The organism is Methylobacterium indicum, from assembly GCF_017347565.1.
Classification (GTDB): domain Bacteria; phylum Pseudomonadota; class Alphaproteobacteria; order Rhizobiales; family Beijerinckiaceae; genus Methylobacterium; species Methylobacterium indicum.
Genome location: NZ_AP024145.1, coordinates 2,332,882 through 2,347,882, shown reverse-complemented (window position 1 = coordinate 2,347,882; position 15,001 = coordinate 2,332,882). Strand labels below are relative to the sequence as shown.

Annotated in this window: 13 protein-coding genes; 8 read left to right on the top strand and 5 right to left on the bottom strand. The window is 71.5% G+C overall.

The features are described from left to right. Position 1: 1 nt before the first annotated feature. The 4 genes from miv_RS10975 to rpsA all read right to left on the bottom strand — a co-directional run bounded on the left by miv_RS10975 (position 2) and on the right by rpsA (position 3,798). Complete coding sequence (locus miv_RS10975; protein ID WP_058619997.1) at positions 2 to 355, bottom strand: LapA family protein; 354 nt, start codon at positions 353 to 355, stop codon at positions 2 to 4. Positions 356 to 471: 116 nt separating this feature from the next. Next, entirely contained in the window at positions 472 to 798 is a 327-nt protein-coding gene (gene ihfB, locus miv_RS10970) for an integration host factor subunit beta (RefSeq protein ID WP_048428041.1), read from the bottom strand. Positions 799 to 877: 79 nt separating this feature from the next. Next, on the bottom strand, positions 878 to 1,834 hold the full coding sequence (gene sppA / locus miv_RS10965; protein ID WP_048428042.1) for a signal peptide peptidase SppA: 957 nt from the start codon (positions 1,832 to 1,834) through the stop codon (positions 878 to 880). A 251-nt stretch (positions 1,835 to 2,085) separates the two neighbouring features. Further along, positions 2,086 to 3,798 carry a 30S ribosomal protein S1 gene (rpsA, locus tag miv_RS10960; protein WP_048428043.1) on the bottom strand — a complete coding sequence of 571 codons (1,713 nt, stop codon included), beginning with the start codon at positions 3,796 to 3,798 and terminating at the stop codon, positions 2,086 to 2,088. A 616-nt stretch (positions 3,799 to 4,414) separates the two neighbouring features. Here rpsA and miv_RS10955 point away from each other — a divergent pair. From miv_RS10955 to miv_RS10925, 7 genes are all read left to right on the top strand, one after another. Then, positions 4,415 to 4,894, top strand: coding sequence for a (2Fe-2S)-binding protein (locus miv_RS10955; protein WP_048428044.1), 480 nt, complete (start codon positions 4,415 to 4,417; stop codon positions 4,892 to 4,894). Further along, entirely contained in the window at positions 4,891 to 7,236 is a 2,346-nt protein-coding gene (locus miv_RS10950) for a xanthine dehydrogenase family protein molybdopterin-binding subunit (protein ID WP_425312970.1), read from the top strand. Before miv_RS10955 ends, miv_RS10950 begins: the two co-directional genes overlap by 4 nt. Before the next feature lie 196 nt (positions 7,237 to 7,432). Next, the gene (locus miv_RS10945; RefSeq protein WP_207182736.1) at positions 7,433 to 7,837 is read left to right on the top strand and encodes a hypothetical protein; all 405 of its coding nucleotides are present in this window, start codon (positions 7,433 to 7,435) and stop codon (positions 7,835 to 7,837) included. 156 nt (positions 7,838 to 7,993) lie between these two features. Next, a complete protein-coding gene (locus tag miv_RS10940; RefSeq protein ID WP_207182733.1) occupies positions 7,994 to 9,076 on the top strand; it encodes an alkene reductase in 1,083 nt (360 codons plus the stop codon). Positions 9,077 to 9,342: 266 nt separating this feature from the next. Then, positions 9,343 to 9,591 (top strand): DUF4170 domain-containing protein, encoded by a 249-nt coding sequence (locus tag miv_RS10935; RefSeq protein ID WP_048428101.1) that lies wholly within the window; start codon positions 9,343 to 9,345, stop codon positions 9,589 to 9,591. 281 nt (positions 9,592 to 9,872) lie between these two features. Further along, positions 9,873 to 10,817 (top strand): ribose-phosphate pyrophosphokinase, encoded by a 945-nt coding sequence (locus miv_RS10930; protein WP_048428047.1) that lies wholly within the window; start codon positions 9,873 to 9,875, stop codon positions 10,815 to 10,817. A gap of 302 nt (positions 10,818 to 11,119) precedes the next feature. Continuing rightward, positions 11,120 to 11,836, top strand: coding sequence for a DUF1013 domain-containing protein (locus tag miv_RS10925; RefSeq protein ID WP_048428048.1), 717 nt, complete (start codon positions 11,120 to 11,122; stop codon positions 11,834 to 11,836). A gap of 97 nt (positions 11,837 to 11,933) precedes the next feature. Here the strand turns inward: miv_RS10925 and xseA are convergent, their stop codons facing one another. Then, positions 11,934 to 13,496: an exodeoxyribonuclease VII large subunit gene (gene xseA, locus miv_RS10920; protein ID WP_207182731.1), complete on the bottom strand. Its 1,563-nt coding sequence runs from the start codon at positions 13,494 to 13,496 to the stop codon at positions 11,934 to 11,936. A 155-nt stretch (positions 13,497 to 13,651) separates the two neighbouring features. Between xseA and purD the strand changes: the two genes are divergently transcribed. After that, positions 13,652 to 14,941 carry a phosphoribosylamine--glycine ligase gene (gene purD, locus miv_RS10915; protein ID WP_207182729.1) on the top strand — a complete coding sequence of 430 codons (1,290 nt, stop codon included), beginning with the start codon at positions 13,652 to 13,654 and terminating at the stop codon, positions 14,939 to 14,941. Positions 14,942 to 15,001 lie beyond the last annotated feature (60 nt).

The window sequence follows — 15,001 nt, the reverse complement described above, 5'->3', positions numbered from 1 at the left end:
GTCAGGCGCGGCCGACCGGGGCCGGCAGGGCGGTGCGGCCGATCGTGGCGGGGGCCGGCGCGGCCTGGCGCAGGCGCTCGGCCTCGTGGCGCAGGCGGGCGAGCTCGCGGCCCTTGGCGCGGCGGTCGCGGCGGTTGTCGCCCTGGCCGAGCCAGGAGCCGACACCGCCGACCACGATGCCGAGCGCCACCGCGGCGAAGATCAGCGCGTAGAGCGGCATCGCCATGCTGAAGGCCGGCGTGCCGTTGGTGAACGGATCGAAGGACAGCATCACCGGCTGGCGGTTGGCCACCGCCAGCAGCACGACCACGATCGCGATGGGCAGCAGGATCAGGCCCTTGAGGAAGCGGATCATCGGGAAACCCGGTCTTTCGTCGGTGATGCGGGAGGGGATCGGGACCGCCGGACGGAGTCCCGCGGAGGAAATTGTAACGCGCGGGCGCGCGGGCGCCAGGGTCGCGGCGTCCGCCTTCAGCTCAAGGCGGCCTCGGCCCGGCTCGGCTCGTCGGCGCCGATCCCGGCGGCGTTCAGGCGCAGGCGCATCTCCTTGCCGGTCTTGAAGACCGGGATCGCCTTCTCGGCCACCGCCACGGCGGCGCCGGTGCGCGGGTTGCGGCCCCGCCGCGCCTCCCGCCGCTTGACCGAGAAGGCGCCGAAGCCCCGCAGCTCGACCCGGTCGCCCCGCGCCAGGGCGTCGGCGATCGTGTCGAGGATCGCGTTGACGATGTTCTCGACGTCGCGCTGGTAGAGGTGCGGGTTCTGCTCGGCGATCTTGAGGACCAGCTCTGACTTGATCATGGAGTATCGTCTCGACTGAGGCGGGGCCGGCCGGGGATGCGTGGGGCGGATGCGTCTCGCGGGGAGGCGGGTCGGCGCCTTACGGGCGCCAGACCGCGAGCAGCCCGCCCTGGGTCAGGGCGGCGGTCTCGGGGGCGGCCTGCCGCAGCCGGGCGGCCAGATCGTCGTAGCCGAGGAGGCCGGCGCCGAAGGCGGCGGCCGAGAACAGGCCGAAGCGGTTGTCGGAGCGCGGTTTCCAGTCCCGCACCGGCAGGTTCTTGGCCACGCCCTTCTCGCGCTCGAGCCAGGCGACGGCCTGGCGCTCGCTGCCGGTCTCGTCGATCAGGCCGAGGGGCACGCTCTGGCGCCCGCTGAAGACCCGGCCGTCCGCCACCGCCTTGAGCTGGTCGGGATTCATCTTGCGGCGCTCGGCCACCAGGTCCTTGAACCAGCCGAAGGTGTCGCCGACGATCGCCTGAAGGGCCTCGCGGGCGGCCGGCGGGGTCGGGTGGAAGCCGCTCGGCTCGGCCTTGAGCGGCGAGGACTTCACCTCCTCGACCTTCACCCCGACCTTGTCGAGGAGGCCGGACACCTCGGGATACTGGAACAGCACGCCGATCGAGCCGACGAGGGAGGTCTCGCGGGCGACGATGTGGTCGGCGGCGATCGCCGTGATGTAGGCCCCCGAGGCCGCCGTGCCGTCCACGAAGGCGACGATCGGCTTCTTCTCGGCGAGCGCGCGGAGATTGCGAAACAGCTCTTCCGAGCCGGTGGTGGTGCCGCCCGGCGAGTTGATCGAGACGACGACGCCCGAGACCGCGCTCGACTCACCGACGCGCTTCATCAGCTCGCGGGTCTTCTCGCTGCCGGCGATGAAGCCGTCGATGCTGATGCGGGCGATCTGCGGCGTGACGGCGGAGAACCCCGTGCCCCCGGCCGCCCGCCAGCCGACGGCGCCGGCGGCGACGATCAGCGCCCCGATCCCGACCGCGCGCCAGACAGACAGCTTCCGGCGCAAGGAACGCCGGTCGAGGAGAAGTTCAGCATCGATGGCCATGCGGCGCCCGTATCCTGGTCCGACCTCCGGGTGCGCCCGTCCGGCAGGGGCGTCCCCTGCAAGTCCTTGGCGCACCTCGCTCCCGGCGTGTTCTACCCCCGCCCGTCGCGCAGCGGCAAGACCGGTTTGGGGCCATCCCCCTCCCCGATCGGGAGAATACGGATACGAGAACGCCCGCGCGGAGGGGTCTCTCCGCGCGGGCGTCCGGATCGTGGAGGGGTGCCCGGGCCTTCGCGGCCCGGGCGGATCCCTTACTTCTTGTCGGCCTGGCGGGCCTTGAGGGCCGCGCCGAGGATGTCGCCGAGCGAGGCGCCCGAATCGGCGGAGCCGAACTGGGCGATCGCCTCCTTCTCCTCGGCCATCTCGAGGGCCTTGATGGAGAGCTGGACGCGGCGGGCCTTGCGGTCGAACTGCGTCACGCGGGCGTCGAGCTTCTCGCCGGCGGCGAAGCGCTCGGGGCGCTGGTCGTTGCGCTCGCGGGCGAGGTCCGCGCGGCGGATGAAGGCCTGGAGATCGGAATCGACGATCTTGACCTCGATGCCCGAGTCCTTGACCTCGAGCACCTCGCAGGTGACGACCTGGTTCTTGCGGATGCCGTCACCGGCATCGGCGAAGGGGTCGCCGGCGAGCTGCTTGATGCCAAGCGAGATGCGCTCCTTCTCGACGTCGACGTCGAGAACCTGGGCGCGCACCACGTCGCCCTTCTTGAACTCGTCGATGACCTGCTCGCCCGGACGGTTCCAGTCGAGGTCCGAGAGGTGGACCATGCCGTCGACGTCGCCCTCGAGGCCAATGAACAGACCGAACTCGGTCTTGTTCTTGACCTCGCCCTCGACCTCGGTGCCGGCAGGGTGCTTCTCGGAGAAGGCCTCCCACGGGTTCTGCAGGGTCTGCTTGAGACCGAGCGAGATGCGGCGCTTGACCGGATCGACTTCCAGGATCTGGACCTCGACCTCCTGGGAGGTGGAGACGATCTTGCCCGGATGGACGTTCTTCTTGGTCCAGCTCATCTCCGAGACGTGGATCAGGCCCTCGATCCCCGGCTCCAGCTCCACGAAGGCGCCGTAATCGGTGATGTTGGTCACGCGGCCCTTGAGCTTGGCGTCGACCGGGTAGCGGGCGGCGATGCCCTCCCACGGATCGGCGAGCAGCTGCTTGATGCCGAGCGAGATGCGGTGCGTCTCGTGGTTGATCTTGATGATCTTGACCTTGACGGTCTGACCGATGTTGACCACCTCGGACGGGTGGTTGACGCGACGCCATGCCATGTCGGTGACGTGCAGCAGGCCGTCGATGCCGCCGAGGTCGACGAACGCACCGTACTCGGTGATGTTCTTGACCACGCCGTCGATGACCTGACCCTCTTCGAGGTTGGCCACCAGCTCGGAGCGCTGTTCGGCCCGGCTCTCCTCGAGCACGGTGCGGCGCGACACCACGATGTTGCCGCGGCGGCGGTCCATCTTGAGGATCTGGAACGGCTGCGGCGTGCCCATCAGCGGGGTGACGTCGCGGACCGGACGGATGTCGACCTGCGAGCGCGGCAGGAACGCCACGGCGCCGTCGAGGTCGACGGTGTAGCCGCCCTTGACCTGGTTGAAGATCGTGCCGCTGACGCGCTCGTTGTTCTCGAACGCCTTCTCGAGCTTGACCCAGCTCTCCTCGCGGCGCGCCTTGTCGCGCGAGATGACGGCTTCGCCGAGGGCGTTCTCGATGCGGTCGACGTAGACCTCGACCTCGTCGCCGACGCCGATCGGCTGGTCACGGCCGGGGCCCGTGAACTCCTTGAGGGCGACGCGGCCCTCGGTCTTCGCCCCGATGTCGATGACGGCGACGTCCTTCTCGATCGCCACCACGCGGCCCTTGACCACGGAACCTTCCGTGATCTCGTGCTCGCGGAACGACTCTTCCAGAAGGGCGGCGAAATCTTCGCGGCTCGACGAGGCGCCTTGCAAACCTGCGGACATCTATGCTCCTTTTCGCCCCGCTCTCTCCGAGGGGACGGCGCCGGCGGCTCGTATCGACGGGCCGCTTCCGCCCGCCGGAGTCCCAAAGCGGCCCCGCCTCGGGGCTTCTCCAGAACCGCCGCCCCCGAAACGGGAAGCGGGCCGGCGCGTGATCGACGGGCAGAAACGTGTGCTCCGAAGGTCCCGGCCGGGGCGCGGTGCGGACGGGCGAGGGCCCGGCACGCGGCATCCCGGCATGGGACGACCGGAGTTGCGGCCGATACACGAAAACGGAACTCGCGGCAAGGCGTTGCAGCGGCCCGGCGCGGCAACCTGACGGTGAACTGGCGGCTTGCCGACACGCGGGGGTCCGGGTTACCCATCCCTAGCCTTAAATCATTCTCATGTTCGGGCGTGGTGCGGGGCTCCGACGATCGGCTCGCGGGACGTGTCCCGGGGCGGCGACGTCCACGATGCATGAATGCACGCCGCATGCACGGCGTGAGGGAGGAGAGCGGCGCCGTCCGGTCCGGGGGGCCGGGGCGCCGAGACCGCAATCGACGAGAGGGAGGTGGCGCCGCGACCGGAAGCGTGTCCGCGGGGCGCCGGAAGAGCCTCCCGAAGCCGGAGGGCGACGATGATCAAGCTCAACGTGAACGGGGAGGAGCGCCGCTTCGACGGCGACCCCGAGATGCCGCTGCTGTGGTACCTGCGGGACGAGCTCGGCCTGACGGGCACCAAGTTCGGCTGCGGCGTCGCGGCCTGCGGCGCCTGTACCATCCATGTCGGCGGCACCGCGATGCGGGCCTGCCAAACCCCGGTCTCGGCCGCCGACGGCCAGCCGGTGGTGACGATCGAGGGCCTGTCGCCGGACGGCAATCACCCGGTCCAGGCGGCCTGGCGCGAGCTGAACGTGGCGCAGTGCGGCTACTGCCAGACCGGGCAGATCATGCAGGCGGCGGCCCTCCTCAAGGAGACCCCGAAGCCGACCGATGCCGACATCGACAACCAGATGAGCGGCAACCTGTGTCGCTGCGGCACCTATCCGCGCATCCGCGCCGCCATCAAGCAGGCGGCGGGGCTGACCCCGAAGGCCGGCCAGGGAGATCGCCTGTGATTCACGACCTCTCCTCCTTCCTCAAATCCGCCCCGGCCGACGAGCCGGAATCCGCGATCGACAAGGTCTCGCCCGGCCAGCTCAGCCGCCGCGGCCTCATCGCCGGGGCCGGCGCCCTGGTGCTCGCCCTGTCGCTGAAGCCGCAAGGCGCGCTCGCCGCCGATCCGCCGAAATTCGGCGCCGACGGCATGCCGCATGGCTGGCGCGACGACCCGACCCTGTTCGTGGCGATCGGGCCCGACGGCACCGTGACGGTGACCTGCACCCGCTCGGAGATGGGCCAGGGCGTGCGCACCTCGGTGGCCTTCGTGGTCGCCGACGAGCTCGATGCCGACTGGGCCAAGGTCAAGGTCGCCCAGGCGCACGGCGACGAGGAGCGCTTCGGCAACCAGGACACCGACGGCTCCCGCTCGCTCCGGCACTTCTTCATGCCGCTGCGCCGCGCCGGCGCCGCCGCGCGCGCCATGCTGGTCGCGGCCGCCGCCAAGCAGTGGAACGTCCCGGCCTCCGAGGTGACGACGGAGAACCACGCCCTCGTTCACGCCAAGTCCGGCCGCCGGATCGGCTTCGGCGAGGTCGCGCAGGCCGCGGCCTCCATGCCGGTGCCCGACCGCGCGACGGTGACGCTCAAGGACCCGTCGGCCTTCCGCTACATCGGCAAGGGCCGCGTCGGCCTCATCGATAATGTCGGCATCACCACCGGCAAGGCGCAGTACGGGCTCGACACCCGCGTCGAGGGGATGCTCTACGCCGTCGTCGCCCGGCCGCCGGTCTTCGGCGGCAAGGTCAAGAGCTTCGACGAAGCCGCTGCCATGAAGGTGCCGGGCGTCGTCAAGGTCGTGACCATCGATCCGCCGGCCCCGCCCTACGAGTTCATGCCGACCGGCGGCGTCGCGGTCATCGCCCGCAACACCTGGGCGGCGATCAAGGGCCGCGAGGCCTTGAACGCCTCCTTCGAGGACGGGCCGAACGCGAGTTACGACTCCGACGCCTACCGGGCCACCCTGGAACAGGCCGTGCGTAAGCCCGGCAAGGTGGTGCGCCAGGAAGGCGACGTCGACGCGGCAATGAAGAAGGCGGCCAAGCGCCTTGAGGCCGAGTACTACATCCCCCACCTCGTCCAGGCCCCGATGGAGCCGCCGGCCGCGACCGTCAGGATCGCCAAGGACGGCACGATCGAGGCGTGGGGCTGCGTGCAGTCGCCCCAGGCCGCCCGCGACCGGATCGCCAAGCGCCTCGGCGTCGACCCGAAGACCGTCACGGTGAACGTGACGCTGCTCGGCGGCGGCTTCGGCCGCAAGTCGAAGCCCGACTACTTCGTCGAGGCGGCGCTCTGCTCGAAGGCGATGGACGGCGCCCCGGTCAAGATGACCTGGACCCGCGAGGACGACCTCCACAACGGCTACTACCACACGGTCTCGGTGGAGCGGCTGGAGGCCGGCCTCGACGACAAGGGCATGCCGATCGCCTGGCTGCACCGCAGCGCGGCCCCGACCATCGGCTCGACCTTCGTGGCCGGCGCCAACGAGCAGATCCCGATCGAGCTCGGGATGGGCCTCGTCAACGTGCCGTTCGCCATCCCCAACATGCGGATGGAGAACCCGCCGGCCGACGCCCATGTCCGCATCGGCTGGTTCCGCTCGGTGTCGAACATCCCGCGGGCCTTCGCGGTGCAGTCCTTCATCGACGAGCTGGCCCAGATGGCCGGCCGCGACCCGAAGGACTACCTCCTCGACGTGATCGGCCCGGCCCGGATCATCGATCCGGTCAAGATCGGCGATGCCTGGAACTACGGCGAGGATCCCTCGCGCTATCCCATCGATACCGGGCGCCTGCGCAACGTGATCGAGGCGGTGGCCAAGGGCGCCGGCTGGGGCCGCAAGGTGGACAAGGGCCGCGGGCTGGGCATCGCGGCGCATTACAGCTTCGTGACCTACACGGCGGCCGTGGCGGAGGTCTCGGTCGGGCCGAAGGGCGAGGTCACCGTCGAACGGGTCGACATCGCCATCGACAGCGGCCAGCAGGTCAACCCGGAGCGGGTGCGCTCGCAGCTCGAGGGCGCGGTGGTGATGGGCATGGGCCTCGCGCTCACCGCCCAGATCACCTTCAAGAACGGCCGCGCCGTCCAGGACAACTACGACACCTACGAGCTGACCCGGATCAACGAGGCGCCCAAGATCATCAACGTGCACCTCGTACAGGGTGGGTCCTGGGACAAGCCGCTCGGCGGCGTCGGCGAGCCCGGCGTGCCGCCGGTGGCGCCGGCCATCGCCAACGCGATCTTCGCGGCGACCGGCCGGCGCATCCGCCAGCTGCCGATGCGCGACAAGCTGAGTGCGTGAGCCGAGATTCCGCGGGGCGTTCAGCCCCGCGGATCTCGACGAGACGAGGGGCCGCCTCCCGCCGGGGGCGGCCCCTTTTTTCTGAGCCGTCTCTTACTTTCGCCGGAACCCCCGCCCCCGGGCCGGTGTTCGCGGACCGAAGCCCTTCGCGCCAAGGTTCGGGAACGGGCGCGATTCAACGACAGGGAGAGACGCCATGAAGCTCATCCTCGCCGCCGGCCTCATCGCCGGTCTCGCCGGTCCGGCCTTCGCCGGCGCCTGCGGCACCGAGATCTCCTCCCTGGAGCCGCGCCTCGACGCGAAGGGCCGCGAGACCATCGCGGCCTCGAGCGGCGGCAAGGAGGTGGCGTCGCGCCGCGAGGCCCAGGCCGAGGCGGCGACCGAGAAAGGCACCAGCCCCTCCGCGCTCCCGAAGGGCCCCGCCCCGGGCTCGGCCGAGACGCAGGCCACCGCCGAGGTCGCCAAGGCGAGCGGCGGCGGCACCGGCGTGATGGAGGCCCGCGCCAGCCTCAACCGCGCCCGCGAGCTCGACAAGAAGGGCGACGAGGCCGGGTGCATGAAGGCGGTGTCGGACGCCAGGGAGCAGATGGACAAGTCGTGACCCGCGGCCCGCTTTCATCCCTCTCGTGAGGTGAGGCAGCGCACATCGCGGGACGCGGCCGCAGGGTTCGCCCCTGGTCTGCTGCGCTGCACCACCCACATCCCACCCGCATCGCCCGGCCCTTGAAGCCGGGCTCGATCCGGAGATTGTCCTTCCGTGCCTTCCCTGTTCGACCCGATCCAGCTCGGCGCCATCCAGGCGCCGAACCGCATCCTGATGGCGCCGCTGACCCGCGGCCGCGCCTCGCGGACCCACGTCCCAACCCCGATCATGGCGGAGTATTACCGCCAGCGCGCCGGCGCCGGCCTGATCATCAGCGAAGCCACCGGCATCTCGCAGGAAGGCACCGGCTGGCCCTTCGCGCCGGGCCTGTGGGCGCCGGAGCAGGTCGAGGCCTGGAAGCCGGTGGTCGCCGCGGTCCACGAGGCCGGCGGGCGCATCGTCGCCCAGCTCTGGCACATGGGCCGGGTGGTCCATCCGGACTTCCTCGGCGGGCAGGCGCCGGTCTCGGCCTCCGCCACCACGGCGCCCGACCAGGCCCACACCTACGAGGGCAAGAAGCCCTATGCCGAGGCGCGGCCCCTGCGCGAGGACGAGATCCCGCGGCTGCTCGCCGACTACGCCAAGGCCGCTCGCAACGCGATCGAGGCCGGGTTCGACGGGGTGCAGATCCACGCCGCGAACGGCTACCTGATCGACCAGTTCCTGCGTTCGGGCACCAACCTGCGCCAGGACCGCTACGGCGGCCCGGTCGAGAACCGCATACGGCTGCTGTCCGAGGTCGCCCGCACCGTCGCCGATACGGTCGGGGCCGACCGCACCGGCGTGCGCCTGTCGCCGAACGAGCCGATCCAGGGTGTCGACGATCCCGAGCCCGAGACCCTGTTCCCGGCCGCCGCCGCCGCGCTCTCGCAGATCGGCGTCGCCTTCCTCGAACTGCGCGAGCCCGGCCCGAACGGCACCTTCGGCAAGGCCGCCCGCCCGGCCGTGGCGCCCGCGATCAAGGCCGCCTTCCGGGGCCCGCTGGTGCTGAACTCCGACTACGATGGTCCGAAGGCGCAGGCCGCCCTCGACGAGGGCCGCGCCGACGCGATCGCCTTCGGCCGCACCTTCATCGCCAATCCGGACCTGCCGGAGCGGATCGCCAAGGGCGCGCCCCTCAACAAGGACAACTACAAGACCTGGTACAGCCAGGGCCCCGAGGGCTACATCGACTATCCGACCCTCGACGCCGCCTGACGGCCTTCCCTCCACGCTCGCCGCCGCCCTGACGGCGGCGTGCCTTCGATCGCCGCCTGACACGGCGGATTGCCCTGGATCGCCGCCTGACGGCGGCCTGCCCGGATCATGGCGCGCACGAGGCCCGGCCGCGTGCACCGCACCATGATCCGGCTTGACGCGCGGTCCCGCGTTTGCGACGCCGCTCGGCGCCTGCCCACCACCGGGCAGGCGCCGTCCGCCGGATCGGACGGGCGGCATCATCGCGGCACGCGGAGTCGATGCGCATGAGCAACCCGGGCAACACTCCCGCCAGCTCCCAGGAGCCCAAGCAGCTCCTCCACCTCGTGTTCGGGGGCGAGCTGACCGACCTCGACAGCGTCACCTTCCGCGACCTCTCGAAGCTCGACGTGGTCGGCATCTTCCCCGACTATGCCAGCGCCGCCATGGCCTGGAAGGCCAAGGCCCAGCAGACGGTCGACAGCGCGCAGACGCGCTACTTCATCGTGCATCTGCACAAGCTTCTGCAGCCCTGAAGCGAATTTCCGCCGCCAGGTATGACGTCCCCGCGCATGTGAAACGCGGGGACTTGTGAAACGCGGGGACTTGCGCATTCCGGCGCACATGAAAGCATTGTGACGATATCCCGGCGCTGGTAAGAGCCTCGCCCGTCACACATGAGAGCATCGCCGCGCGAGGGGCCCGCAATCGCGCGCCGCGCGATGCGATCCCCTCCCCTCGCACCGGCGCGCGCGGTTCCCCAAGGGCATCGTGCGGCAGCGCCGGGGCTCTCGGCGCGGGCCACGATGGAAGCACGATGAAATCCTCGATCAAGATCGTCGCCGGCAATGCGAGCCGCCCGCTGGCCGAGGCGATCGCGGCCTATCTCGAAAAGCCGCTGGCGGTCTGCTCCGTGCGCCGCTTCGCCGACATGGAGATCTTCGTCGAGCTCCAGGAGAACGTGCGCGGCGAGGACGTGTACATCGTCCAATCGACCTCGTTCCCGGCGAACGATCACCTGATGGAACTTCTCATCATGATCGACGCGGCGCGGCGCTCCTCGGCGCGGCGCATCACGGCGGTGATTCCGTATTTCGGCTATGCCCGCCAGGACCGGCGCACCTCGGGCCGGACCCCGATCTCGGCCAAGCTAGTGGCCAACCTCATCACCGAGGCCGGCGCCGACCGGGTGATGACCCTCGACCTGCATGCCGGCCAGATCCAGGGCTTCTTCGACATCCCGACCGACAACCTGTTCGCCGCGCCCGTGATGGTGCGCGACATCAAGGAGCGGCTCGACCCCGCCGACATGATGGTGGTGTCGCCCGACGTCGGCGGCGTGGTGCGGGCCCGCGCGCTCGCCAAGCGCATCGACGCACCGCTCGCCATCGTCGACAAGCGCCGCGACCGGCCGGGCGAATCCGAGGTGATGAACATCATCGGCGAGGTCGAGGGCCGCTCCTGCATCCTCGTCGACGACATCGTCGATTCCGGCGGCACCCTCGTCAACGCCGCCGAGGCGCTGCTCGCCAAGGGCGCCAAGGACGTCTCGGCCTACATCACCCACGGCGTGCTCTCGGGGGGCGCGGTGTCGCGCATCGCCTCCTCGAAGCTCAAGGAGCTGGTGATCACCGACTCGATCCAGCCGACCGCCGCGGTCAAGCTCGCCCGCAACATCCGGGTCGTCACCATCGCGCCGCTCCTCGGCGAAGCGATCGGGCGCACCGCCGACGAGTCGAGCGTGTCGAGCCTGTTCGCCTGATCGCGCCGCGACGCCCGCCGGCCTCGTCCGGCGGGCGCAAGATGATCCGGACCCGAAAGCCGGTCCGAATGCCCGCACGTCCCCCGCGAAACCGGTTTGCACCGGGCCGGCGACGCGCCTATATATCGGACGATTCCCTCACAGCGTGAGACAGGCCGTCCCGATCATCCCGGGACGCCGGCGGGGCCGAAAGGCTCCGCCCCGGGCGCCCTGTCGCCGCCGAGGGGCCCGTGTCGCAAGGCCGCTTCCCGAGTAGCGGCCGCCGCGCTTCCGCCGGGCGGGAGCGCCCCGAGGAGGTGTGTATGTCCCAGGGTCCGTTGATGCCGAAGGCGACGGCCGTCTGGCTCGTCGAGAACACGTCGCTGTCCTTCGATCAGATCGCCGATTTCTGCAAGCTCCACCCCCTCGAGGTGAAGGGCATCGCCGACGGCGAGGTGGCGGCCGGCATCAAGGGCCTCGACCCGGTCTCGACCGGCCAGCTCACCCGCGAGGAGATCGAGCGGGCGCAGACCAATCCGAACCACCGCATGAAGGTGGCGGTGTCCAAGGTGAAGCTGCCAGAGGTGAAGCGCACCAAGGGCCCTCGCTATACCCCGCTGTCGCGGCGCCAGGACCGGCCGAACGCCATCCTGTGGCTGCTGCGCAACCACCCGGAGCTGAAGGATGCCCAGGTGATGCGCCTCGTCGGCACCACCAAGTCGACGATCCAGCAGATCCGCGAGCGCACCCACTGGAATTCCGGCTCGCTGCAGCCGATGGATCCGGTGACCCTCGGCCTGTGCTCGCAGATCGACCTCGACTTCGAGGTCCAGCGCTCCGCCAAGGACCGCCCGCTGGTCGATCCCGCCGAGGGCGGCGCTACCCTGATGCCGCCCGAGTTGTCGGTGCTGCCCGAGCCCGAGGATCACGACGAGCGTCGCCCCGGCCGCGGCGACGAGCGCCTCGACGCCGATTCGGTCTTCGCCCGCCTCAAGCCGATGCGCAAGGGCGAGCAGGACGAGGACGACGACGAGTATTGAGCGGCGGACCGGCAGCCTTTCGAGGCGAACGCGAGGCGTCCGCGCCCGAACCCTCCCCCCGCGGGGGGAGGGTTCGGGTGTGAGCCTTCGGAGCCGGTCAGCTCTCGAACAGCGACCCCTGCACGGCGCCCTCCACGGGCGCCTTTTTCGTCTCCGCCGCCGGCTCCTTGCGCTTGGCCGCCCGACGCGGCGCCGGGCGCGCCGGCAACGGCGGGGTCTCGGGGGCGGCTGCTCCCTCCACCGCAGCCGCCACCCGCCCGTCGGCGAACTCCACCGTGAGGCGGCCCGCCACCCGCGCGGCTTTTGCCGAGCCGACCGGCGTGCCGGCGGGATCGAGCACCAGCGCGTAGCCGCGGGCCAGCACCGAGCGGTAGTTGAGGCTGGAAAACAGGGCGGTCGCCCGCGACAGGCGCCCGGCGAGGCGCTCCAGCCCCTGCCCCGGCGCCCGGTCGAGCCGGCGCGACAGCCCGTTCAGCCGCTCGCCCTGCACCGCCAGCACGCGCTCCAGGGCGTGGCGCGGGCGGTGGTCGATCGCCGCCAGCCGCTCGCGGGCCCGCGCCAGCCGCAGGGAGGGCGGGTTGCGGGCGAGCCCCTGGAGCGCCCGGTTGAGGCGGCCTTGCGCGTCGCGCGCATTGGCGGCGAGCGCGGGCGCCAGGCGGGCCTCCGCGAGGTCGAGGCGCTGGCGCTTCTGGGCCAGCAGCGCCTCCGGGCCCGGCAGGGCCCGGGCGAGGCCGCGCAACTCGCCCCGGCGCTGGTCGACGAGGCGCGACAGGGCGCCGGCATGGCGCCGGCTCAGGGAATCGAGATCGGCGAGCAGCTCGTGCAGCACCGGCACCGCCATCTCGGCGGCCCCGGTCGGGGTCGGGGCGCGCCGGTCGGCGGCGTGGTCGATCAGCGTGACGTCGGTCTCGTGCCCGACGGCGGAGATCAGCGGGATCGTGCTGGCGGCGGCGGCCCGCACCACGATCTCCTCGTTGAAGCACCACAGGTCCTCGATCGAGCCGCCGCCGCGGGCGACGATCAGGACGTCCGGCCGCGGGATCGCGCCGCCGGGTTCGAGCGCGTTGAAGCCGTGGATCGCCGCCGCGATCTCCTCCGCGGCGCCCTCTCCCTGCACCCGCACCGGCCAGACCAGGACGGGGCGCGGGAAGCGGTCGGCCAGCCGATGCAGGATGTCGCGGATCACCGCGCCGGTCGGCGAGGTGACGACGCCGACGACCGTGGGCAGGTACGGCACCGGCCGCTTGCGGGCGGCGTCGAACAGCCCTTCGGCGGCCAGCAGCCGGCGGCGCTCCTCCAGGAGCGCCATCCAGGCCCCGGCCCCGGCGGGCTCCAGCGAATCGACCACGATCTGATAGGCGGACTTGCCCGGATAGGTCGTGATCCGCCCGGTGACCACGACCTCCAGGCCCTCCTTGGGCTTGTGGCGCAGCCGCAGCATCGTGCCCTTCCAGATCACGGCATCGATCTTGGCGCCGCCGTCCTTGAGGCTGAAATAGGCGTGGCCGGAGCCGTGCGGGCCGCGATAGCCCGAGATCTCGCCCTTGAGGCGCACATGCCCGAACGCATCCTCGAGGGTGCGCTTGAGGGCGGTCGCCAGTTCGGTGACCGACCATTCGGGCACGTTGGCGATCGGGGCGGAGAAGGCGGAGGCGGACATCGGGCGGGACGCTAGCGGCTTGGCCCGAGTCGCGGAAGGCCGCCCCGCCGCTTGCGGCCGTCCAGTGTCCCCCGCGCATCAGTCCCGGTTGCCGCGCCGCGCCCGCACCCCTAAACGTCTCGCGCTAAGACTGACCTTCCGTTCCGGGACCGGCGATGCGCGACCAGCACCCCCTCACCCTCCTGCTGATCGGCTCCGGCGGGCGCGAGCACGCGCTCGCCTGGAAGCTCGCCCAGAGCCCGCTCTGCCGGCGCCTGCTCATCGCCCCCGGCAACCCCGGTACGGCCGCCCACGGCACCAACCTGTCCCTCGACGTCACCGACCACGCCGCGGTGATCGCGGCCTGCCGGCAGGAGGGCGTCGATTTCGTCGTCGTCGGCCCCGAGGCGCCCCTGGTGGCGGGCCTCGTCGACGCGCTCTCGGAGGCCGGGATCCGGGCCTTCGGCCCGAACGCGGCCGCGGCCCAGCTCGAAGGCTCGAAGGCCTTCACCAAGGAACTCTGCCGGGACTTCGCGATCCCGACCGCCGCCTTCGCGCGCTTCCGCGCGGTCGAGCCGGCGCTCGCTCATCTCCGTGCCGGCCGCATTCCGGTCGTCGTCAAGGCCGATGGCCTTGCCGCCGGCAAGGGCGTGGTGGTGGCCGAGACGCTGGAACAAGCGGAGGCCGCGGTCGAAAACATGCTCGGCGGCGGGATGGGCGCCGCCGGCGCCGAGGTGGTGATCGAGGCGTGCATGGTCGGCGAGGAGGCGAGCCTGTTCGCGCTGTGCGACGGCACCCGCGCCGTGCTGCTCGGCACCGCGCAGGACCACAAGCGCGTCCACGACGGCGACCTCGGCCCGAATACCGGCGGCATGGGCGCCTACTCGCCCGCCCCCGTCCTGACGCCGGAGCTCGAAGCCGAGGTGATGGAGCGGATCATCCGCCCGACCCTCGACGGCATGCGGGCGCGGGGTACGCCGTTCTCGGGCATCCTCTACGCCGGCCTGATGCTGACGGACGAGGGCCCGATGCTGATCGAGTACAACACCCGCTTCGGCGATCCCGAATGCGAGGTGCTGATGCCGCGCCTCGCCTCCGATCTGGTGCCGCTGCTGCTCGCGGCCGCCGAGGGCGACCTCTCGGGCGTCGTGCCGGAGTGGCGCGACGAGGTAGCGCTGACCGTCATCATGGCCGCCCCCGGCTATCCCGGCACCGTCGCCAAGGGTTCGGAGATCCGCGGGCTCGCGCAGGCCGAGGCGGCCGGCGCCCTGGTGTTCCAGGCCGGCACGAAGCGCGACGGCGCGCGGCTCGTCGCCGATGGCGGCCGGGTGCTGGCGGTGACGGCGCTGGGCCGCGACGTGCGGGAGGCGCAGAGCCGGGCCTACGCGGCCCTCGACAGGATCGACTGGCCGGAGGGGTTTTGCCGCCGCGACATCGGCTGGCGCGCGGTGGCCCGCGAGACCTGAGCCTTCCTCGTGCGTTAGCCCCGACGAGGGCCCGTGTCCCGGCGCGGGCCCGACGACCCT